General features: G+C 32.6%; 21 protein-coding genes. 14 read left to right on the top strand and 7 right to left on the bottom strand.

Features of this window, described 5'->3' with window-relative positions; genetic code table 11:
• The first annotated feature begins 9 nt into the window (after window positions 1-9).
• The 13 genes from AB3G33_RS12185 (at window position 10) to AB3G33_RS12125 (ending at window position 14,671) form a co-directional block, all read left to right on the top strand.
• Window positions 10-957, top strand: a complete 948-nt coding sequence (locus AB3G33_RS12185) for a RimK family alpha-L-glutamate ligase (RefSeq protein ID WP_367753063.1) — start codon at window positions 10-12, stop codon at window positions 955-957.
• Between the two features lie 109 nt (window positions 958-1,066).
• The gene (locus AB3G33_RS12180; protein WP_367753061.1) at window positions 1,067-2,173 is read left to right on the top strand and encodes a carboxylate-amine ligase; all 1,107 of its coding nucleotides are present in this window, start codon (window positions 1,067-1,069) and stop codon (window positions 2,171-2,173) included.
• A gap of 42 nt (window positions 2,174-2,215) precedes the next feature.
• Complete coding sequence (locus AB3G33_RS12175) at window positions 2,216-3,046, top strand: type 1 glutamine amidotransferase (RefSeq protein WP_367769870.1); 831 nt, start codon at window positions 2,216-2,218, stop codon at window positions 3,044-3,046.
• A 14-nt stretch (window positions 3,047-3,060) separates the two neighbouring features.
• Window positions 3,061-4,254, top strand: coding sequence for a hypothetical protein (locus tag AB3G33_RS12170; protein WP_367769867.1), 1,194 nt, complete (start codon window positions 3,061-3,063; stop codon window positions 4,252-4,254).
• Between the two features lie 489 nt (window positions 4,255-4,743).
• Window positions 4,744-5,304: a gluconate 2-dehydrogenase subunit 3 family protein gene (locus tag AB3G33_RS12165; RefSeq protein ID WP_367769864.1), complete on the top strand. Its 561-nt coding sequence runs from the start codon at window positions 4,744-4,746 to the stop codon at window positions 5,302-5,304.
• 102 nt (window positions 5,305-5,406) lie between these two features.
• The gene (locus AB3G33_RS12160; RefSeq protein ID WP_367753053.1) at window positions 5,407-7,110 is read left to right on the top strand and encodes a GMC oxidoreductase; all 1,704 of its coding nucleotides are present in this window, start codon (window positions 5,407-5,409) and stop codon (window positions 7,108-7,110) included.
• 8 nt (window positions 7,111-7,118) lie between these two features.
• Window positions 7,119-8,285 (top strand): Gfo/Idh/MocA family protein, encoded by a 1,167-nt coding sequence (locus AB3G33_RS12155; protein ID WP_367769861.1) that lies wholly within the window; start codon window positions 7,119-7,121, stop codon window positions 8,283-8,285.
• Window positions 8,286-8,312: 27 nt separating this feature from the next.
• On the top strand, window positions 8,313-9,365 hold the full coding sequence (locus tag AB3G33_RS12150; RefSeq protein WP_367769858.1) for a sugar phosphate isomerase/epimerase family protein: 1,053 nt from the start codon (window positions 8,313-8,315) through the stop codon (window positions 9,363-9,365).
• 43 nt (window positions 9,366-9,408) lie between these two features.
• Window positions 9,409-10,878 carry a Gfo/Idh/MocA family protein gene (locus tag AB3G33_RS12145; RefSeq protein ID WP_367769855.1) on the top strand — a complete coding sequence of 490 codons (1,470 nt, stop codon included), beginning with the start codon at window positions 9,409-9,411 and terminating at the stop codon, window positions 10,876-10,878.
• Window positions 10,879-10,888: 10 nt separating this feature from the next.
• Window positions 10,889-11,572: a DUF1080 domain-containing protein gene (locus tag AB3G33_RS12140; RefSeq protein ID WP_367769852.1), complete on the top strand. Its 684-nt coding sequence runs from the start codon at window positions 10,889-10,891 to the stop codon at window positions 11,570-11,572.
• A 61-nt stretch (window positions 11,573-11,633) separates the two neighbouring features.
• Window positions 11,634-12,869, top strand: coding sequence for an MFS transporter (locus AB3G33_RS12135; protein ID WP_367769850.1), 1,236 nt, complete (start codon window positions 11,634-11,636; stop codon window positions 12,867-12,869).
• Window positions 12,870-12,880: 11 nt separating this feature from the next.
• Window positions 12,881-13,777, top strand: coding sequence for a hydroxypyruvate isomerase family protein (locus tag AB3G33_RS12130; protein ID WP_367769848.1), 897 nt, complete (start codon window positions 12,881-12,883; stop codon window positions 13,775-13,777).
• Between the two features lie 18 nt (window positions 13,778-13,795).
• The gene (locus AB3G33_RS12125) at window positions 13,796-14,671 is read left to right on the top strand and encodes a sugar phosphate isomerase/epimerase family protein (RefSeq protein ID WP_367769845.1); all 876 of its coding nucleotides are present in this window, start codon (window positions 13,796-13,798) and stop codon (window positions 14,669-14,671) included.
• 36 nt (window positions 14,672-14,707) lie between these two features.
• On the opposite strand, the gene AB3G33_RS12120 is transcribed toward AB3G33_RS12125, so the two are convergent.
• A complete protein-coding gene (locus tag AB3G33_RS12120) occupies window positions 14,708-15,706 on the bottom strand; it encodes a phytanoyl-CoA dioxygenase family protein (protein WP_367769842.1) in 999 nt (332 codons plus the stop codon).
• 157 nt (window positions 15,707-15,863) lie between these two features.
• On the opposite strand from AB3G33_RS12120, the gene AB3G33_RS12115 reads away from it, so the two are divergent.
• The gene (locus AB3G33_RS12115) at window positions 15,864-16,700 is read left to right on the top strand and encodes an AraC family transcriptional regulator (protein ID WP_367769839.1); all 837 of its coding nucleotides are present in this window, start codon (window positions 15,864-15,866) and stop codon (window positions 16,698-16,700) included.
• A gap of 12 nt (window positions 16,701-16,712) precedes the next feature.
• Here the strand turns inward: AB3G33_RS12115 and AB3G33_RS12110 are convergent, their stop codons facing one another.
• The 6 genes from AB3G33_RS12110 to hisIE all read right to left on the bottom strand — a co-directional run bounded on the left by AB3G33_RS12110 (window position 16,713) and on the right by hisIE (window position 23,678).
• Window positions 16,713-17,387 carry a DUF4240 domain-containing protein gene (locus tag AB3G33_RS12110; protein ID WP_367769836.1) on the bottom strand — a complete coding sequence of 225 codons (675 nt, stop codon included), beginning with the start codon at window positions 17,385-17,387 and terminating at the stop codon, window positions 16,713-16,715.
• 59 nt (window positions 17,388-17,446) lie between these two features.
• Entirely contained in the window at window positions 17,447-19,102 is a 1,656-nt protein-coding gene (locus tag AB3G33_RS12105) for a M1 family metallopeptidase (protein ID WP_367769833.1), read from the bottom strand.
• Between the two features lie 50 nt (window positions 19,103-19,152).
• A complete protein-coding gene (locus AB3G33_RS12100) occupies window positions 19,153-20,367 on the bottom strand; it encodes an acetyl-CoA carboxylase biotin carboxylase subunit family protein (RefSeq protein ID WP_367769831.1) in 1,215 nt (404 codons plus the stop codon).
• Window positions 20,368-20,372: 5 nt separating this feature from the next.
• The gene (locus AB3G33_RS12095; protein ID WP_367769828.1) at window positions 20,373-21,803 is read right to left on the bottom strand and encodes a M17 family metallopeptidase; all 1,431 of its coding nucleotides are present in this window, start codon (window positions 21,801-21,803) and stop codon (window positions 20,373-20,375) included.
• A complete protein-coding gene (locus tag AB3G33_RS12090; RefSeq protein WP_367769825.1) occupies window positions 21,804-22,940 on the bottom strand; it encodes an alpha/beta hydrolase in 1,137 nt (378 codons plus the stop codon). It lies immediately after the preceding gene.
• A 138-nt stretch (window positions 22,941-23,078) separates the two neighbouring features.
• Window positions 23,079-23,678 (bottom strand): bifunctional phosphoribosyl-AMP cyclohydrolase/phosphoribosyl-ATP diphosphatase HisIE, encoded by a 600-nt coding sequence (hisIE, locus tag AB3G33_RS12085; protein WP_367769822.1) that lies wholly within the window; start codon window positions 23,676-23,678, stop codon window positions 23,079-23,081.
• Window positions 23,679-23,719 lie beyond the last annotated feature (41 nt).

The following is a 23,719-nucleotide window of genomic DNA, read 5'->3' as shown; positions in this document are numbered from 1 at the left end:
TATATCAAAATGAAAAAAATCGGAATTTTATTTGGAATGGAAGATACCTTTCCTCAAGCATTTATTGACAGAGTTAATTCAAAAAACGAAAAAGATATTATAGCTGAAGCGGTTGGTATAGATATGGTCGTTCAAAATAAAGACGGTGAATACGCAGTAATAATAGACCGAATTTCACAAGATGTTCCTTTTTATAGAGCGTATCTAAAAAACGCTGCTTTAACTGGAACAAATGTGATTAATAATCCATTCTGGTGGAGCGCAGATGATAAATTTTTCAATAATTCATTAGCCGATACTCTTGGTGTACCTTTACCTAATACAGTACTCCTTCCTTCGGCAGAACATCCTACAGACACTACAGGAAAATCATTTAGAAATTTGAAATACCCAATGAACTGGGAAGCTATTTTTGATTACATAAAATTTCCTGCTTATATGAAACCGTATGCTGGTGGTGGCTGGAAAAATGTGTATCGATTAGAAAATAAAGAAGAATTTTGGGAGAAACATCAGGAAACAGGGCAACTCGTAATGATGCTTCAAGAAGAAATTGTTTTTACTGAATATTTTAGAGTCTATTGCCTAGGCTGCAAAGCAGTGCGCATTATGCAATATGAACCTAGAAATCCGCATCATTTGCGTTATGTAATTGATGGTCCACCAGTAGATAAAAAACTTCTAGCAACCATAAAAGATTATACATTAAGACTTTGTAAAGGATTAGGTTATGATTTTAATACGGTTGAATTTGCTGTACGTGATGGAATTCCTTATGCAATTGATTTTGGTAATCCAGCTCCTGATGCAGAACTAACATCAGTTGGTGCTGAAAATTTTGAATGGGTGGTTGAAGAATCAGCAAAAATGGCTATTGCTGCCGCAAAAAAACAAAAGCCAGGAAAAATGAATTTGACTTGGGGAACTTTTATGAAGGAAGCTGTTGCAATAAAATAGTATTCCATTAAATCCAATTCCCTAGCCCAGATAGAAGAGAAAATCCCATCTCGTTTTTCACGAGATGGATTGTATCGAATAGCTGGAAAATGCTCCTAAAAAAATAGAAATGAAAAAATTACCTGTTTTTACACTTGGTGTTGAAGAAGAATATCAAATTATAGATCCCGAAACAAGAGACTTACGCTCCCATCTATCAAAAATTGTTGATGGAGCTAAAATTATACTAAATGAACAGGTAAAAGCAGAAATGCATCAATCTGTTGTGGAAGTAGGGACTAATATTTGCAAAAATGTTGATGAAGCGGAGAAAGAGATTAAGTTTTTAAGAACTAAAATTGTTGAATTAGCCGATAAGCAAAATTTGATTGTTGGTGGTGCTGGAACCCATCCTTTTTCTAAATGGCAAGACCAACCCATTACAGATGATCCCCGTTATCACACGATTGTTAATGAATTACAAGATGCTGCTCGATCCAATTTAATCTTTGGAATGCATTGTCATGTAGGTATCGAAAACAGAGAGATTGGATTGCAATTAATGAATCAGGCTTGCTATTTTCTTCCGCATATTTTTGCGCTATCAACTAACTCCCCTTTTTGGGAAGGTCGACAAACAGGGTATAAATCGTTTCGAACAAAAGTTTTTGATAAATTTCCACGAACCGGTTTACCAGAATATTTTGATTCGGTTGCCTCTTATGATAACTTTTTGGAGACTTTAGTAAAAACTAATTGCATTGATAATCCAAAGAAAATTTGGTGGGATTTACGCTTGCATCCTTTCTATGATACCATTGAATTTCGTATTTGTGATATGAGTTTAACAGTTGAGGAGACGATGTGTATAGTTTCTGTAATTCAAGCTGTTGTTGCTAAATTGTATAAATTAAACTTACACAACATGAGTTTTAATATTTATAGATTAGCGCTAATAAAAGAAAATAAATTTCGTGCTGCTCGTTATGGAATTGAAGGACATATGATTGATTTTGGACTTCAAAAAGAAGTTGAAACAAGAATGCTAATTTTAGAATTACTTGAATTTGTTGACGATGTAGTTGATGAATTAGGAAGCCGTGATCACATTAATTATGTTCATGAAATTCTAAAAAATGGAACTGGCGCCGCAAAACAGTTGGCCGTTTTCGAAAAAACAAATGACTTGACAAAAGTGGTTGATTTTATAACCGGAGAATTCACAAAAGGATTATAAAATAATAGATTAACTTTGCGGATTATTTATAAAGATTTAAAAATGAGCAAGAAAAAGATAACAATAGCACTTTTAGACATGTATAATGGCGAGCCCAATCAAGGCATGCGTTGTATTATTGATGTTATTAGTAGATTTAACCCTATTGTAGACTTTAAAATATTTGATGTAAGGGGAAAATGTGAATTACCTGAAATCAACCTGTTTGATATTTATATTTCTACTGGTGGTCCGGGAAATCCGTTAATTGGTGATGGAACTTGGGATACGAAATACTATGAATTCATTGATGCTTTAACCAAGTGGAATACCGAAAATGAGATAAAAAAACATGTTTTGTTTATTTGTCACTCTTTTCAAATGGCTTGTAAACATTTTGGTTTGGCCGAAATAACAAAAAGGAACGATACTTCATTTGGCGTAATGACGATTCATAAAACTAAAGAAGGCCTTTTAGACCCGCTTTTTGAAGGATTAAGCGATCCTTTTTATGCAATTGATTCTAGAGATTATCAAGTAGTTCAACCTAAGCTAAGTGTATTTAAGAAAAAAGGAGCAAAGATAATTTCATTAGAAAAAATTAGAGATCATGTTCAATATGAACGTGCTATAATGGCAGTACGTTTTACAGATTATTTTGTAGGAACACAATTCCATCCAGAGGCCGATCCTATTAGTTTTGTTTCCCACTTAAGAAATAAAGAAGCGAAGGATAAAATTAGAAATATGAAAGGGAAAAGAAAGTTTAGAAATATGCTTGAAGACCTAATGGATGACGATAAAATATACAGAACAAACGAAACCTTGATTCCAAATTTTCTTCGAACTGCAATAAACGACTTGATAAAAACAAAAAAAATCATGTCTAATTAATCACCCCAAATCTTATGATTCCAAAGTATCGAAAATTATTTAATGAACAATTTACAGATAAAAAATATCAGGAATTTAAAGATGATATTGCCTCTGATTTTGATTACGAACCTACTTTTCGATTAGGAGAAACTCCTTTTTTTATATCTAAAGATTTAAAAAAACAATTAATCGAAGGCTCGAATGAAGTTATAGCTTTAATTCAGAGTAAAGACTTTAAAAAGCTAACTGATAAATCATTAGAACTAAATCATAAAGTTCCAAATGAAGATAATCACACGACTTTTTTAGCGATTGATTTCGGAATTTGTGAAGAAGATGGAATCATTATTCCTAAATTGATAGAAGTACAAGGATTCCCATCTTTGTTTAATTATCAAGTTAATTTATTTAATAAATTTAAGAAACACTATCCATTTATAAATGAACTAACTCCATTTATTACTGGAATTACTGAAGAAGAATACATGCAAAATCTCGAAGAAGTAATTTGTAATAATTACCCTAAAGAAAATGTTATTCTGCTTGAAATTGAACCTGAAAAGCAAAACACTAAAATCGACTTTTATTATTGCAAAAGAGATTTAGGTATACCTATAGTTTGCGTTACGGAACTGATTAAAAAAGGAAAGCAACTTTTTTATAAAAATAAAGAAGGTAATGAGATTCTTGTAAGAAGAATTTACAATCGAGTGATTTTTGATGAATTGGATTTGCGCACTGATTTAAAATTAAATTTCCATTTTTCAGACGATCTTGATGTAGAATGGGCAGGACATCCCAATTGGTTTTTTAGAATAAGTAAGTTTATCTTGCCTTTCTTAAAAGGGAAATACTTTATAGAGACTACACTCTTAAGTGAATTAACTGAAATACCAGAGGATTTAGAAAATTATGTTTTAAAACCATTATTCTCTTTTTCTGGATCTGGAGTGATTTTTCATGTGAAAAAAGAAGATATTGAAGCTGTGGTCGAAAAAGAACTTTATATACTTCAGAAAAAAGTAAATTACATGCCCATTGTTCAATCACCAGAAGGAAAAGTAAAGGCGGAAGTCCGTGTTCTTTGCACCTGGAAAAAAAATGATGTTGCACCTACTCTACTTTGCAATTTGGTTCGATTAAGTCGTGGAGAAATGATTGGCGTAAAATTCAATAAAGATAAGAATTGGGTTGGTGGTACTATTGGACTATTTGAAAAGGAATAATGTTAACCTTTAGCTACTACAATCTGTTTAATTATCTATTATTTTGTTGTTGTTTTTTTAAAAAAAAATCTTTTTTATCTAACTAAATTAACCCTATTTTTATGTATTTTTATATTCGTAAAAAAACTGGAAGATTTTACTGCTTAATAATTTACTTTAAATGTCATTTTAACGCAATGAAATCCATGAAAATCCAAAAACAGACCTTTTTTGATTTTAAAAACAGTCAAAAATAGTCTTAAATTGGATATTACATCGTTTTCGAAGATTTCATTTGTTCAATAATAATGCATTTACTGCTACATAAATCAATTTCATTTACTATTTAATAGTTATTTTTTAGTGTTTAAACAATTATTTTGAAAATACTTTAATTCTTTAATATTTTAACATAAAAAAAATGATGCTTCTTTTTTTTTCTTTATTATTGTATAGCTTTGATAAACTCATGATAATCAACAATACTAATTACTATTAAAAAATCAGCAAATGGATAGACGTAAAGCAATAAAAAACTTGGCACTTGTACTTGGAGGTGTCATCTCTGCTACAACAGTGGGGATTTTAATTAAGGATTTTGTTATTCCTGAAAATGACGACAAAAAATTCTCTTTTTCAGCAACAGATGAAGATTTTCTATCTGAATTCGCTGACTTATTGATACCAACAACTAAAGCTTCGCCTGGAGCGAAAGCAGCAGGTTTGGGTGCGTTTATTCCTATGATGATTAATGATTGTTATCCAGCCGATTTGCAACAAACTTTTGCAACAGGTATGAAAGAAATGCAAGATAAATGCATGAGTCAATTTAATAAAGACTTTAAATCGCTATCAATAGAAGACCGTACTAAAATTGTTGAAGAAACAAGAAAAGAGTCATTAGTTGATATTAATAAACCAAGCTTTTTTATTATCGCTAGAGATTTAACCATTTTAGGATATTTTTCATCAGAAATTGGGTGTACTCAAGCACGTGAATATTTGGCTGTTCCTGGAAGATATGATGGAAGTGCTGAATACAAACCTGGGCAAAAAGCTTGGGCAACATAGTAAACCTTTCAAAAATAAATTTCGTATCCATTATATGGAGGATACAAAATAGTACTTTTTAAAAAAATAATCTTCACATTAATCAAATTTAATAGCGCTGGAATGAATATAAATACAAATTTAAAAGAAGAGAATACTTATGACGCAATTGTTGTAGGTTCAGGTATAAGCGGTGGTTGGGCTGCAAAAGAACTAACCGAAAAAGGATTAAGAGTTTTGATGTTAGAACGCGGAATGAACATCGAACACATCAAAGATTACGATTCTGCAATGAAAAACCCATGGGAGTTTAAGCATGCGGGAAAACATACAGAAGAAGAAAAAAGAACACATCCAGTACAAATTAGAGATTATCCATACCAGGAAGCGAATGAAAAATGGTGGGTTAATGATTTAGAATGCCCATATACTGAAGACAAAAGATTTGATTGGTATAGAGGGTTTCACGTTGGTGGAAAATCTTTAATGTGGGGACGTCAAAGCTACCGTTTTAGTGATCACAATTTTGAAGATAATGCGAAAGACGGTCATGGTAATGACTGGCCTATTCGTTATAAAGATATTTCTCCATGGTACGATTATGCAGAGAAATTTGCAGGGATAAGTGGTCAAAATGAAAATTGGCCTTTACTACCTGATGGGCATTTTTTACCTCCAATGGATTTAAATTGTGTGGAGAAGTCTGTTAAAGAAAGAATGGAAAAACATTACAATAGAACTAGAATCTTAACTATTGGACGTACTGCTAATTTAACTGTTCCTCATAATGGACGTGGAAGCTGTCAATATAGAAATTTATGTAGTCGTGGATGTCCTTTTGGTGCTTACTTTAGCACACAGTCCTCTACTCTACCTGCAGCGATGGCTACTAACAGATTAACGGTTAGACCTTACTCTATTGTAAATCATATTATTTATGATAAAGACACTAAAAAAGCAAAAGGAGTAATGGTTATTGATGCAGAAACTAATGAGACAATGGAGTTTTATGCTAAAATTGTTTTTGTAAACGGTTCTACATTAGGTTCTACTTTTATCTTATTAAATTCTACTTCTGAAGCACATCCAGAAGGTTTAGGAAATGCTAGTGGACAATTAGGTCACAACTTAATGGATCACCATTTTCGTTGTGGAGCTTCAGGAACTGCCGAAGGTTTTGAGGATAAATACACTTATGGACGTAGAGCCAATGGTGTTTATGTACCTAGATATCAAAATGTAGGTAATGATAAAAGAGATTATTTAAGAGGTTTTGGTTATCAAGGTGGTGCTAGTAGAAACCCTTGGCATGAAGAGGTTGCTGAATTATCATTTGGTGGTGATTTCAAAGACAAATTAAGTCTTCCTGCGAATACATGGAATATGGGATTAGGTGGTTTTGGAGAAATGTTACCTTACTACGAAAACAAAGTATATATCAATCATGATAAAAAAGACAAATGGGGCCAACCTGTTTTAGCTATTGATTGTGAATACAAAGAGAACGAGAAAAAAATGAGAATTGACATGATGAATGATGCTGCAGAAATGCTTGAAGCTTCAGGAATTAAAAATGTTCAAACTTATGATAACGATTGTTACCCTGGAATGGCAATACATGAAATGGGAACTGCGAGAATGGGTAATGACCCTAAAACATCCGTTTTAAACAAATGGAATCAAATGCATGAAGTAAGTAATGTATTTGTAACAGATGGTTCTTGTATGCCTTCTATTGCATGTCAAAATCCATCATTAACATTCATGGCATTAACAGCACGTGCTTGTGATTATGCAGTTAAAGAATTAAATAAAGGAAACATTTAGGATTATAAATGATGAATAGAAAATTAAAAATGGGTATGATCGGCGGTGGCCAAGATGCTTTTATAGGCGCAATACACCGCTTAGCAGCCAATATGGACGGTCTTATTGAATTAAGTTGTGGAGCATTAAGCATAACACCCGAAACAGCAATTGCTTCTGGTAAAGCGTTATTCCTTCCCGAATCCAGAACCTATACTTCTTATGAAGAAATGATCAAAGCGGAAGCCAACTTACCAGTTGGTGAGCGCATGGATTTTGTTACTATTGTTACTCCTAATTTTGCTCATTTTGCTCCTGCAATGATGGCACTAGATTATGGTTTTAATGTTGTAATCGAAAAACCAATTACTTTTTCTTTGGAAGAAGCAAAACTATTGGAACAAAAATTGGAAGAAACGGGATTAATTCTATGCTTGACACATACCTACTCAGGGTATCCAATGGTAAAGCAAGCTAAAGCAATGCTTAAAGAAGGTAAACTAGGAAAAATCAGAAAAGTTTGGGTAGAATACCCTCAAGGATGGTTAAGTAAATTATCTGAAAGAGAAGGAAATGCACAAGCTGCTTGGCGAACAGATCCAAAAAAAGCAGGAAAAAGTTCTGTAATGGGAGACATTGGAACTCATGCTGCACATCTAGCTGAATACATTACTGGTTCAAAGATTACAGACATCTGCGCTGAATTAAATACACTTGTCGAAGGACGTGTAATGGATGATGACGGAGCTGTAATGTTGAAATTTGATAATGGAGCTAAAGGAGTTTTAATGGCTTCTCAAGTAGCTGCTGGTGAAGAAAATGCTTTAAAAATTAGAGTCTATGGTGAAAAAGGCGGAATTGAATGGTTGCAACATGATCCCAATACTTTGATTGTAAAATGGCTTGATGAACCTACTCAAATTTTAAGAGCGGGTTCTAATTATGGTCATCTATCATCATTTGCGACTCATAACTGCCGAACTCCAGGCGGACATCCAGAAGGATATTTGGAAGCATTTGCAAATATCTATCGCAATTTTGCCTTAACATTATGCTGCAAATTAGACGGTATAGAACCTACCCCAGAAATGTTAGATTTTCCTTCTATTGAAGATGGATTGCGAGGAATGGCATTTATTGATAGTGTAGTAGCATCTGCTAATTCAGATAAAAAATGGTCGCCTTATATATTATAAAATCTAAGTAGACAAAAAGAATAAAAAATGACAACAATACAAGGTCCAGCAGTATTTTTAGCACAGTTTATCAGTGATGAAGCCCCTTTTAATTCTTTAGACGGAATTTGTAAATGGGCTGCAGATTTAGGTTTTAAAGGCATCCAAATGCCTACGTTAGATACTCGGTTTATTGATCTACAAAAAGCTGCCGAAAGCAAAATATATGCAGATGAATTAAAAGGAAAAATTGCTTCCTACGGTTTAGAAATAACCGAATTATCTACACATTTACAAGGGCAACTTGTTGCTGTTCACCCTGCTTATGATGATTTATTTGATGCATTTGCTCCAGCAAATGTGCATGGAAAACCAAAAGCAAGACAAGAATGGGCAGTGCAGCAATTAAAATATGCTGCAAAAGCATCTCAAAATTTAGGTTTAAATGCTCATGCCACTTTTAGTGGTTCTTTGCTTTGGCAATATTTTCACCCTTGGCCGCAAAGACCAGCAGGTTTAGTTGAAGAAGGATTTGCTGAATTAGCAAAACGTTGGTTGCCTATTTTAAATGAATTTGATCAAAATGGTGTGGATCTTTGTTATGAGATTCATCCTGGTGAAGATTTATTTGATGGAGAAACCTACGAAATGTTCTTGAAGGCGGTCAACAACCATTCAAGAGCATGTATTTTATATGATCCTTCTCATTTTGTACTTCAACAATTAGACTATATCCAATACATTGATTTTTATCATGAAAGAATAAAAGCATTTCATGTAAAAGATGCCGAATTTAATCCAACTGGGAAGCAAGGAACATTTGGTGGATATCAAAGTTGGGCCAACCGTGCAGGGCGTTATCGTTCTCCGGGAGATGGTCAAGTTGATTTTAAAACTATTTTCAGCAAACTTTCTCAATATGATTTTAAAGGTTGGGCTGTAATGGAATGGGAATGCTGTATAAAAAATCAAGAAGATGGTGCTCGTGAAGGTGCTGAGTTTATAAAGAATAATATAATTAAGGTTACTGATAAGGCCTTTGATGATTTTGCTTCGGTAAATAGTAGTCAAGAATTTAACAGAAAAATATTAGGGCTTTAAATTTCTCATTTATTCAATCAATAATTAAAATCTTTCGATCAGCATGAAAAAAGAAAAAGTTAAAAAAATTGAAGAAAGTAAAATCATAAATAATCGACGTGATTTTATAAAAACCAGTGCTTTAGCCGCAGCGGCATTTATGATTGTTCCTAGACATGTTTTAGGAAGAGGATTTGTTGCTCCTAGTGATCGCTTATTAATTGCGAGTATTGGTGTAGGCGGTAAAGGACAGTCAGATATTGCCATGTTCGATAAAAGTGGTAAAGCTTCAATTTCTTTTCTTTGTGATGTTGATGATAGAAGGGCAGCAAAAACGGTTAATGCGTTTCCAAAAGCCAAATATTATAAAGACTGGAGAGAAATGTTTGATAAAGAACACAAAAATTTTGATGCTGTTTCAGTAGCAACACCAGATCATAACCATGCTATTCAAACCCTTGCAGCAATGCAGTTAGGAAAGCATGTCTATGTTCAAAAACCGTTAACTCATGATATCTATGAAGCTAGAATTCTAACTCAAGCTGCAGCGAAATACAATGTAGTTACTCAAATGGGAAATCAAGGTGCTTCAAATGATGGTACTCGTATAATGAAAGAGTGGTATGACGCAGATTTGATTGGAGACGTCCATACTGTTTATGCTTGGACTGACCGTCCTGTTTGGCCTCAAGGTATCCCCTGGCCTACTAGTAAAACTGAGATTCCAAAAGAATTAGATTGGGATTTATGGTTGGGTACTGCTCCTCAAAAAAATTATGTAGATAAACTGGTTCCTTTCAACTGGAGAGGATGGTGGGATTATGGAACGGGTGCTTTGGGTGATATGGGTTGTCATTTAATTGAAGCTCCATTTAGTGTTTTAAATTTAAAATACGCCAAAGATGTTCAATGTAGTGTTGGATCAGTATATGTAGATGAGTTTAAAAGAGGGTATTTCCCTGAAAGTTGTCCTCCATCAAGTCATGTTACATTAACATTTCCTAAAACCAATAAAACCAATGGAGACGTTACTCTGCATTGGATGGATGGTGGTATTCAACCTGAAAGACCATTAGAATTAGAACCAAATGAGATTTTTGGAGATGGTGGAAATGGTACTTTATTTGTTGGGACTAAAGGAAAAATGATGTGCGATACATATGGTAGAAATCCGAGATTACTTCCATTAACCAAAAATGAAAATTTAAATATCGCTCAAAAATACTCTAGAGTTGTTGACGGTTCAGAAGGGCATTATAAACAATGGATTGAAGCAGCAATTGCGGGTCACGGAAAAAAAGAGTTAAGTTCTCCTTTTGAAATTGCAGGCCCTTTGACAGAAGCCTTATTGATGGCAAATTTAGCCATAAGAGGCTATGATGTGCAAAAAGAAGTAGGTGGAAAAACTAAATATCCAGGACGTTCTGTAAAATTACTTTGGGATAATGATGCCATGAGAATCACCAATTTTGATGATGTGAATCAATTTGTAAAAAGAGAATACCGTCAAGGTTGGAACAATCTAACTTTGTAAATATCCCATTATGATAAAGAAAATAGTATTATCACTAGGCTTAATCTTCATTATGCAAAATACTCAAGCCCAAAAAAAATTCACTCGCCTGTTTGATGGTAAAACAACAAATGGATGGCATTCTTATGGAAAAACAAACGCAGGTGCTGCATGGAAAGTGGATAAAGGGGTTCTACATTTTGATCCTTCAGCTGCTGAAAATGGTCAAGGAGGAGATCTTGTTACGAATAAGGAATATTCTAATTTTCATTTAAAGTTAGATTGGAAAGTAGCTCCTAAATCAAATAGCGGAATTATATTTTTCATCCATGAAGATCCTGCAAAATACAAGAATACATACGAAACAGGTTTAGAAATGCAGGTTTTGGATAACGAGGGTCATCCTGATGGAAAAATTGACAAGCATAGAGCTGGAAACTTATATGATTTGATTAAAAATGATATTGAACCTGTAAAAGCTGTTGGAGAATGGAATACAGCTGAAGTAATTTGCAACAAAGGGAAACTTACTCTAATATTAAATGGAGTGACTGTTGTAAAAACTATGTTATGGGATGACAACTGGAAAAAACTAGTTGCTGGAAGTAAATTTAAAGCTTGGAGTGATTTTGGAACATTTAAAACTGGAAAAATTGCTTTGCAAGATCATGGTGAAAACGTCTGGTTCAAAAATATTGAAATAAAAGAATTATAATCCGGAATGGATTTAAAGAGTAAGAAACTAAAAACAAAATATATAAACTAACCAATAATCAATGAATACTACAATACGAATAAAACTATCAATAATGATGTTCCTAGAATTTTTTATCTGGGGTGCGTGGTTCGTAACATTAGGAACCTTTTTAGCAAGTAATTTAAAAGCCTCTGGAGCTGATTCAGCTGCAGTTTTTTCAACACAGTCGTGGGGTGCAATCATAGCACCGTTTATTATCGGATTGATAGCTGACCGCTATTTTAATGCTGAGAAAATATTAGGAATTCTTCACCTTGTGGGTGCATTTTTAATGTATCAAATGTATATGTCGGATGATGTTAGTGTATTTTATTATTTTGTTTTAGGATATATGATACTATTTATGCCAACATTGGCCCTAGTAAATTCAGTATCGTTTAATCAAATGACTGATCCTGAAAAAGAATTTTCAAACATTAGAGTTTGGGGAACAATTGGATGGATCTTAGCAGGTTTATCAATTAGTTATTTGTTTCATTGGGATTCTGTAGAAGGGGTTTCTAGTGGAATGCTAAAAAATACATTTTTACTTGCAGGAATAGTATCATTAGTATTAGGTATTTTTAGTTTTGTGTTACCAAAAACACCTCCAAAGGTTGCTTCTACTGAGAAAATTAAAATTGGTGATTTATTAGGGTTTGACGCCTTAAAATTATTAAAAGATAAAAACTTTGCTGTATTCTTTATTTCTTCAATTCTTATCTGTATTCCATTGGCGTTTTATTATCAAAATGCGCATCCTTTTTTGACTGCAGCAGGAATTGATAATCCAACAGGGAAAATGGCTATAGGTCAAGTGTCTGAGACTTTATTATTGCTTTTGCTTCCAGTGTTTTTTACAAGATTCGGATTCAAGAAAACAATTTTGTTAGGAATGCTTGCTTGGGCAATTCGTTATGCTTTGTTTGCTTATGGTAATGGGGATAACTTGAGTTTTATGCTTATTATTGGGATTGCATTGCATGGTATTTGTTATGATTTCTTCTTTGTGGCTGGACAAATTTATACCAACTCAAAAGCGGGAGAAAAATATAAAAGTGCTGCACAAGGCTTAATAACTCTTGCTACTTATGGAGTTGGTATGTTAATTGGTTTTGCAGTTGCAGGATGGATTACAGATAATTACAAAATGATTGATGGTGCAATTAACTGGCAAATGGTTTGGATTATTCCTGCTGCAATTGCTTTTGGTGTATTTTTATTTTTTGCTGCTTTATTCAATGAAAAAAGTAAAAATAAAGTTGAAGCAGCCTAAATATAATTTTTATGAGTAATCAAATAAATAGAAGATCTGTAATAAAAGGAATCCTTGCTGGAACTGCAGTATTAGGATTTCCATCTGGCTTTTCTGCTATGGCCAATACTAAAGAGGAAGTAAGTAATATGACATCTGGTATATTAAAAGGAAAATTAAATCATTCTGTTGCCCGTTGGTGCTTTAATGATTTTGATATTGAAACGCTTTGTACTGAAGTAAAAAAAATGGGAATCACCGGAATTGATTTAGTGGGCCCTAAAGATTGGCCAATATTGAAAAAACATAATCTAGTTTCAACAATGTGTAATGGTGCTGAACTCAATTTAGTAGATGGTTTTAACGATTTGCAATTTCATGAAGCGCTTATTAAGAATTATACTGAAATGATTCCGTTAGTTGCTGATGCAGGATATAAAAATCTAATTTGTTTCAGTGGAAGCCGAAGAGGTAAAACGGATGAAGAAGGTTGGCAAAATTGTGTTACTGGTTTACAAAAGTTAATTCCGCTGGCCGAAAAACACAATGTTACCTTAGTGATGGAGCTTTTAAATAGTAAAATTGACCATCATGATTACCAATGTGACAGAACATCATGGGGAGTAGAATTGGCTAAACGATTAAATACAGAAAACTTCAAATTACTTTATGACATCTACCATATGCAAATTGATGAAGGTGATGTAATTAGAAATATTACTGATAATCATCAATATATTGCTCATTTTCACACTGCTGGTGTTCCCGGCCGACATGAAATTGACGAGACTCAGGAGCTAAATTATGTTGCAATTATGAAAGCAATCGCAGCAACTGGTTATAAGGGATTCATTGGTCAAGAATTTATACCTAAAAATGCTAACAAATTAGAATCTTTGAGAAAAGCGATTCTAATTTGTGATATCTAATAAACTAAAAACAAACTCATGATAAAAAGAAGAGATTTTTTAATAAATAGTGGCTTGGCGCTAAGTGCATTAGCCATTGCCCCTTCCTTTGCATTTGCTGCAAAAAAGAAAGCGATTGGAATTCAATTATGGACATTGAGAGATACTTTTCCAAAAGATGTTAAAGAAGTATTGGCTCAAGTTGGAAAAATAGGATTTAACGAAGTGGAAACTTTTGGTTTTTCTCCCACAAAAGGTTTTTTTGGGACATCAGTTAAGGATTTCAAAAAAATGCTTTGTGACAATGATTTAAAAGCAACGAGTAATCATTTTGATTTTAATGGTTATATAGAAAATGGTAATACAGATGTAATTAAGTCCTACACTGAAGCAGCTAATATATTAGGTAGTGAATACATTACTGTTCCTTATGTTGTGGAGAACTTAAGAGGTAAAACTGGGGATGATTATAAAAAATTAGCCTTAAAAGTTAATAAAGCAGCCGAAATTTGCAAGGCCGCTGGTTTAAAATTAGCATATCACAATCATGATTTTGAATTTACTAAATTCGGAGCAACTAATGGTTATGAAATTTTACTAAATGAAACTGATAAAAAATTAGTTGATTTTGAAATGGATTTATATTGGGTAGTACGTGCAGGCCATGATCCATTGCAATTATTTAAAGAACATCCAGGCCGTTTTAAAATGTGGCATGTAAAAGATATGGATAAAGCCAATCATGAATTTAATGCTGTGATAGGAACTGGAACTATTGACTTTAAATCTATTTTTGCTCAATCGGAACTTTCTGGAATGAAACGTTTCTTTTTGGAACATGAAAGTAACTACATTCCTAATCCAATAGAATCTGCAGCTGCTAGTTATAATTATATAAAGAACAACTTAATATAAAGCCACAAAAAAGGGATACTTTTCGTATCCCTTTTTTTATTCCCATTTATCAAGTCCTAATAATTTTTTACCTAAATCGGTCAACTCTGCAGTTTCATATTTAGTTTGTTCCCATTTGCGTGGATCTCCCGGAAAAGCATATCCTTCAGGTGCCACCCTATTTTTCCAAGAATTAATACGCCATTGTTTAAGCTCTTCATTATCTTCTTCTGCTGGCATCATAGAAATATATTGTGCCATTCTCACTTTATCCTTTGTTATATTAGGCCGTATCCCATGTGGCTGTGTACTATTGAAAATTAATAAATCCCCAGCTTCCATTTTTACTTTTACAAATTTATCTTCTAATCCTGTTACATCTGGTTTAAAACGGTTACGATCTTCGGGTTGTGTTAATTTCCAGGTATCATAATTGCGATATAAATCAGGAATACATTGAAAACCTCCCATATTTTCATCCGTTTGATCAGCTAAGGCAAGAACTCCTTGAACGTTTTGTGGCTTGGTGTCAGGATCATAATCCCAATGAATAAATCCTTTAAAATCAAAACCAGGTCTGATTGGCAAATTGAGATTAGCTCTATCAATAGTCACCCATAATTTCTCAGTTCCCCAGATATCAACAAATGCGTCATATACTTTCTGCATTTGTCTATTATCCCACTGGTATTGGTGATTGTACACTTCGACCATACCACTATTAGTAAGTTCTTTCATTTGCATTTCGGCTCTTGGTGGAGCGTACCAAGTTTCGGGGTCATTTTGATTTTTTTCTTCAAATTCCCATAAAAAGTCAGCCATCTTTTTAGCATTCTCTTTTGGAACAGCATTTTTTATCACAATATATCCGTTGACTTTCCAAAATATCCAATCATCTTCTGTTAATAAACGTAAGGGCTTCCCATCAGAACGATCATTCAATTTTAAAGTACTCGATTTTGCCGTTGAAGGATTTCCAGGAATGTCTTTATGAGCATTATTATTTGCCATCGTAGGCACCATATTTGGTGTCATTGTTTTTTCCTTATTTTCCATTATTTGAATATTTAGTTATTATTAATAATTCAAAATTATAAAAAATGAATGCCATTAATTTCTACAAAATTCTCTTCTATTTGTACAATATTGATTTATTTACTACTTTTAATCGTTATTATGTATATTTTTGAACAATTAATAGTTTTAAATAAAAATGAAAATAGTTTTTGAAGACATAAAAAGATTAGCAGGAAGCTCATTCCGAATATTAGTAAATCCAAAATTGAACGATTTCTATTATTGGCATTTTCACCCTGAATTTGAACTAACTTTTATCGTTGCCCCAAGTGGAACAAGACGTGTAGGAAATCATGTGGGTAATTTTGAAGGAAGTGACTTGGTCTTTATAGGATCTAATATTCCACATTTGAATTTCGATTATGGAATAAAAACAGAATATGAAAAAGTAGTTTTACAAGTAAACGAAGATTTTTTCAAAAATGATTTGGCAGTTACTCCTGAGTTAGCATCAATTTATCAATTCTTTGAGAATTCTAAAAGAGTGATTTGTTTTAATGGGAAAATCAAAGAAACAGTTGGTAAAAGACTCCAAAAGTTACATTTATTATCTCATTTCGAGCAATTTATAGAAGTACTGAGTCTATTTCAATTACTTGCAAATTCTACTGAAATGACACTTTTACATGATGTTCCCTTTGAAAACATGTATAATAACAAAGAGCAATTGCGATTGAAAATTGTTTACGAATTTATTGAAGAAAACTTTCAAAGACCCATTTCATTAGAAGAAATAGCCGAAAAAACGAATTTATCTAAAGCTGCTTTTTGTCGCTATTTTAAAAAAATGACGCAATTAACTTTTATAGAATTCCTTAATCAGTATCGAATCGAGCAAGCTAAAAGGCTGTTAAAAAGCGATAAAAATGTGACAGAGACCTGTTATGAATGTGGATTTGAAAGTTTATCTTATTTTAATCGAATTTTTAAAAAGGTAGTTGGTAAAAACCCTATTCAATTTAAGAAAAAATAATTGTTTGTTATTTTATTTCCAAAGATTTTTAAATAAAATAGGGCAAATTACTCCCATAGTATTAGGTTCGTCGACATTCCATGAAAATTTCAAAACAGGGTAATTTTCATCATTTGTAACAAATCTATCGTAATCTATATAAGAGAATAATTCTTTATCGGTTTTGTTTTTAAAAGCATTCATCGCCACATACCAAAAACCTTCAAACTCATAGTTCTCCTGCCCTTTTGTTACTAAATTAATTAGGGCATCAGGATTATCTTTTACTTTATAGAATGCATCTTTTCCCTTAGCAATTAACCAACATCTAAAATATTCAAAACCACCATCAGAACAACCACCGTTGATAATATATGCTGCACACCATAAATTTTCATTATAAGTGTCAAAAAGAAGTTTGTCAGTTCTTAAACGAAAACCAATCATTTCTTTTGGGCTTAACTTTTCAATTTCTGAAATTAAAAAAAGCTCTTGGTCCTCTTGGTTTGTAGTTTGTTTTATTGAGTTTTCAACTATTGTCCAATATAAATCCTCATTAAGCATTTCACTTGACTTAGCGATTGCTATTGTATCACCCAAAGTACTGGTGTTCGCAATTGCTAGATCTTGATTCTTAACATTAGTTTGACCCATTGCAAAATGACTAACAAATAATAAAGAAAACAATTTTATGGCTGAATTTTTCATGATTTGAAAAGTATTTTACAGTTGATTATTTTAAAAAACTGAGGTAAAATTAGCAAAATTTATTCTGAAATATCAAATCCTGCTACATAAAAATCCTTGTCTATTTGTAATTTTTTTATTTTGAATTCAGCAGTTTCAGTACTCCATCCAGTATTAGGTTTTAACCATTTTTCTTTTCCATCAATTAAAACTTTTACTGGCATATTAAATCCTTTTACACAATTTGTCCAACGAAAACCCAATTTGTTTTCTTTGAAATAATATTCTAAAGTTGGAATATGAGTATCTCTTAAGTATTGATTAAAAACGGTTGATAAGTCAATTCCAACTGCTGTTGTCAAATAATCTTCAATTTGTTTTGTAGTTACTGTTTGATGGTAAAAAGTACTGTTTAATCCTCTAAGGATAGAACGCCATTTTTCATCATTATTTACAATTTGGCGAATTGTATGTAACATATTTCCTCCCTTAGGATACATATCGCCAGAACCTTCATTGTTTACATCGTAATTTCCAATGATTGGCTTATCATTCTTAATTCCTTTTCTTGTACCTCTAACATACTCGGCTCCCGCTTCTTTTCCATAATAATATTCTACAAAAAGACTTTCTGCATAATTGGTAAAGCTTTCATGGATCCACATATCAGCAATATCTCGATATGTTATATTATTAGCAAACCATTCGTGTCCCGATTCATGAATAATTATAAAATCAAATTTTAGACCCCAGCCAGTTCCACTTAAATCTCGACCTCGATATCCATTTTTAAAACCATTACCATATGTAACGGAACTTTGATGTTCCATTCCTAAATAAGGCGCTTCAACAAGTTTATAACTATCTTCATAAAAAGGATAAGGGCCAAACCAATGTTCAAAAGCTTTAAGCATGCGCGGAACGTCTTTGAATTGCTCTTTGGCTTTAGCCAAATTATCTCTCAGTACATAATAACTGCAATCTAGATCTCCTTTTTCTCCTTTGTATTTTTCAGAAAAAGTAACATAATCCCCAATGTTTATGTTGACTCCATAATTATTAATAGGGTTTGAAACATACCAATTGTACGTTTTTGTTCCATCTTTTAATTTTTTTACGCTTAGCAAACGACCATTGGAAACATCCATCAAATTTCCTGGCACATTTACGCTAATCAGCATATTTTCCACTTCGTCATACATATGATCTTTATTGGGCCACCAAACACTGGCTCCCAATCCTTGACAAGACGAAGCTATAAATAAATTATTGTTAGAATCTTTTTTCCAAGTGATTCCTCCATCCCAAGGTGGATTTACTGCAACTTTTGGTTTTCCTCCGTAAAAAACAATAAGTTCTTTTGTGGCACCAATAATTTGTGGTGAAACTAAATCAATAAAAAAGGCATTTCCTTCTTGGGTATATTTTAGCGTTTTGCCATCTTGAATTACTTTATAGATTTCCATTGGATTTTGTAAATCTACCTGCATCTTATTATACTCTTCTAATACTTTATATGTAATAGTGTTAGACCCTGTAATTGTGCTATCTGAAGGATTAACTTTAATATCTAAATGATACTTTTTCACATCCCACCACGCTCTCTCTTTTGTAATACTTCCTCGTAAAGTATCCTGTCTAGTAAATTGTAATTCAGACTTTGATAAAAGACCTTGAGCCGTACTATTTTGTAAAAACAGTAAAAATAAAAAAATGGATGCGAAATACTTTTTCATGAAATTGTGAGGATATAAATATTTTTTTTGTAGTTTTTAAAAACTGAGAATTAATGAAGTTTGACTATTTTTTCTTGTTTTAGGACTACTGAAAAATCAGCTAATAAGCGATCAACATAGTCATTTAGTAACTCCAATATTCTTTCATTTTTATCAGATTGTACAATTAAACCGGCATGATACTCTAAAGGAACTTTAAAACAAACTTCGGGGTCTGAAAAAGAAGATAAATCAGGGTGCTGATATTTTGATAAAGTCAAAACGATACCAGCATATTCTTTTTTTACTTTTGGTAATTTATATTTTTTTCCTTTTACCAAAGCGTCCTCAATTGCCGCCCACTCTTTCCATAAATTAATATTAGAAGCTGCAGCAACCATTTCTGCTAAATGGGCACCTCCTACTCTAGATGACGTTTCTAAAAAGTAGATTTCACCATCTTCATTGCATTTTATAAATTCAGTATGTGCAGCACCATGTTTTAAACCAAAACCTTTCATGACTTGTTCATTTACTTCTTTAATTGCTACATCATCATCAGAACCATACGGGATATTTGAACTTCTAAATACACCTCCACCTTGTGAAATTTCCATGGGTGTAGCTAAATATTTAGATGTTATGCTAAATATTACTTTTTTATCTAAAATTAAACTGTCACAATGGTATACATCTCCAGGTTTAAATTGTTCTAATAAATATTTGAAACGATTATTACCCATTTCGTTGATATGTATCCATAAAGTTTCTTTGTCATATACTTTAATTATCCCTGAAGCTGAAGCTTCTGAACGTGGCTTTAAGACCCACGGAGCTGGAACAGTATCCACAAATGTATTGATATCATGATCATTGAATAAAGAACAAAATGCGGGATTTGGTATTCCACAACTTTTTGCTCTCATACGCATAGCTAGTTTGTCTCTAAAATAGCGTCCCGTAGTTTGACCCATCCCATCAATACGCAAGTTTTCCCTAAGATATGTTGCTTTCTCAACATCATAATCATCCAAAGCAACTATGGCATCTATTTTATTGGATTTCATTAAATTACCAACACCTAATAATAAATGCTCTAAATTCCAATCGGTATCTTGGCCCTGCATATAAAAAGTTTCTTCTATAGCTTCATGTGGCCAAGGTTTATCTCTTAATTTTTCACTGGTAATTAGGTATACTTTATTTCCAAGACTTTTTAAATGAGTCAAAAAATCGGCTCCTTTGAAATAGTTCGAAATACAAATGAAGGTTTTAGCATTTTCCATAAGCTTTATAAATTTTCAATGAATTTAGTTAATAAATGAACACCATAAGCAGTAGCATGTTTACTTTTTGCAAATTCATCATCCCCAAATGCAACTCCAGCAACATCGAGATGCGCCCACGCTGGGTGTTCTTGAGTAAAAAATTCCAAAAATTTGGCAGCACTGATCGCACCTGCTACTGGTTTTCCACTATAATTTTTAACGTCAGCGATGTCGCTTTCAATATCTTGTTTATACACATCCCAAAGTGGCAATGGCCATAAACGCTCTCCTACAGCATCTCCTGCTTCTTGTATTTTTTTAGAAACAACTTCGTTATTGGTAAATAAAGCACCACATTCATACCCTAAAGTACCCACACTACTACCGGTAAGAGTCGCAACATCTACAATATACTCGGGTTGGTAATTTTTGATTAAATAGGATAAACCATCTGCTAATATAAGTCGGCCTTCAGCATCTGTATCAATAATTTCAATTGAATTCCCGCTATAACTTTGAATCACATCACTAGGTAAAAAAGAAGTCTTATCTACTGAATTTTCAGCACATGGTACAATTGCAGTAACTTGAACTGGTAATTGCAAATCGGCTATCAACTGCATGGCGCCAAATACAGCAGCTCCACCTGCCATATCACATTTCATATGGACCATTCCTGCCGTTTTAATATTTAATCCCCCTGTATCAAAAGTGATTCCCTTTCCTACTAATCCAACGTGTTTTAACTTTTCTGCATTTTTCTTTGGAGTGTAGCTCATAATGACAAACTGTGGTTCATTTTGACTTCCTTTTCCAACAGCCAAAAAAGCACCTAAACCTTCAATTTTTGAAGCTTCTAGACCCAGCACTTTAATATCAAATCCATATTTAGTCCCTTTATCTTGCGCCCAACTAGCTAAATATTTTGGAGTTACTTTATTTGGAGGTAGATCTACTAGAGCTAATGTTTCTAATTGTGCTTTAGCGATTTTTATTGCTTTATTTATCACATCTGAAAAATCCTTGGTCGATACAATTTCCAATTCAAAATTAGTATCCAAAAACGGATGATCTACTTGTTTTTTATAGTGTCCTAAGTTATATGTACCTAAAAGTAATCCAGATACTACTGCTTCTACTTGTTCGTCGCTGAATTCTTCTGGAATATTTAAAGCAACTTGTTTAGAAAAAGATTCTTTTTCTTTAACTGCAATTCTACGAAAAGTGGTCTTTAAAGATTTATAATCAATTGATTTTCCTAGCCCAATAAAAATAAAAGTAGTATCGTTTTTCTCTGCCAGATAATGCGTATCTTTTTTACCATAAAAAACTTTAGATGAAATGGATAAATCACCAAATTGGATTGGAATTAGATTTTTCGGATTGGTTTCAAAGACAGGTATTAACACCGATCCTACAAAATTTTCTAAACTAGCAATTTTCTTTGTTTTCATTTAATTTTCTTTTGTTTTAAAAAATAGCCACTCAATAGCTTTAGGAAATTCATCACTCCAATAAATTTCGTTATGTTTCCCTTGTTTATTAATACTTAAATTAATTTTCATTTTATCCTTAACAAATTCACTAGCGATGATGCGCTCTTTGAAATTTTTTACATGAGAAACCATTGTTTCACTTTCATCTCCACCAGCATACAAGTATATTTTTGTATCTGAATTATTTTCATCATCAACTTTAATTTTTAAGTCTGGTTTAACCCATAAGGAAGGAGAGAAAATCATTAAGCGACCAAATACATCTGGATATCTTAATCCACTAAAAATACTAATTAGTCCGCCCATAGAGCTTCCTCCTATTCCTGTATTTTTGCGGTCTTTTTTTGTTCTAAAATTGGTATCAACAAATGGTTTTAAAGTTTCTATTAGAAATTTTATATATTTTTTTCCTTGTCCTTTTCCTAAAACGGTTTTACCTACATTGTATTCTTTAATACGATCTTCTTCAGCGTGTTCAATAGCAATAATAATGATTTTCCCAATTTTATATTCGGACATTACAGCCAACTTTTTATCTATTTCCCAATTGCCATATTCTGCCTCTTCATTAAATAAATTTTGAGCATCCTGCAAATACATTACGGGGTAACTTTCACTTGAATTATCGTAATCATGTGGCAATAATGCCCATATTTTTCTCGTTTTATTTAACTGAGGAATTTCAAATTCATCCGATATTAAAACAACTTGCGGTAAATAATTTTGTTTAAATGGAAGCCAGTTTTTCCTCCATCTAATTACATGTTCGTTCTGAATTCCAGTATGTTTATTAGTCTCTCTATTTTCTGTACGATTTCCGCTTAGGTCAATTTCTACTTCACTCCAATCTCCTTTTGTAAATTTATATAGAAGTTTTTCAGGATAATTATAATCATGAGTAAACTTATAATGATATAATCCATTACCTATTTTCTCCATCAAAAACTCTTTGTCTTGGGTAAGCCAATTATTAAAATTACCTGAAATATATACTGGTCGCGAATCATCTTCGTCAGTAGTTAATATGATATGTAAACCAGTTTTTATAATAGTATGATTTAAGTCTTCAGTTTCTATTGTATTTTCAAAATTCATAATATGTAATGTGGTATTTCTTTTAAATAAAAGTAAATATAGTGGATTGCATAATCAAAAAAAAGAAAAAAGAAAACCCAATAATGAATCGCTTCATTATTGGGTTTTATTATATTTAAATTAATAAGAAAAACTGCTCTATTTTTGACGACTTTTCAATACTTCAACAACATCATTGAGTTGAAATCCTTTGGCTTGCAGTAGTATTAAATAGTGAAAAAGTAAATCAGCACTTTCACTCAAGAACAAATCATCATTATCATCTTTTGCCTCTATAACAACTTCTATTGCTTCCTCACCTACTTTTTGAGCAATTTTGTTCATTCCTAATTTGAACAATGAAGCTACATAGCTTTTCTCTGAATCAGCATTTTCACGACGTGTTTTAATCGTTTCTTCTAAATTTGAAATAAATCCATAATCCGCTTTGTTTTCGGTTTGCCAGCAGGTATCTGCACCAGTATGACAGGTAGGTCCCACAGGTTTTGCTTGAACTAGTAAAGTATCACCATCACAGTCATTTTTTATATCAACCAAATTTAAAAAGTTACCACTTTCTTCTCCTTTTGTCCAAAGTCTCTGCTTTGAACGACTGAAAAAAGTTACTTTTTGAGTTTCAATTGTTTTTTGATACGCTTCCTCATTCATGTAACCCAACATTAAAACGGCTTTAGTTTCACTGTCTTGTATAATGGCTGGAATTAATCCGTGTGCACTTTTTGAAAAATCTATGTTCATGTTATTTTATTTATTGATTGAAAAATTAAAAGATTATCAAA

Origin of the sequence: Flavobacterium sp. WC2421, assembly GCF_040822115.1 — a bacterium.
GTDB lineage: Bacteria > Bacteroidota > Bacteroidia > Flavobacteriales > Flavobacteriaceae > Flavobacterium.
The sequence above is the reverse complement of the archived record's forward strand: the minus strand, read 5'-3'. Positions and strand labels throughout refer to the sequence as shown.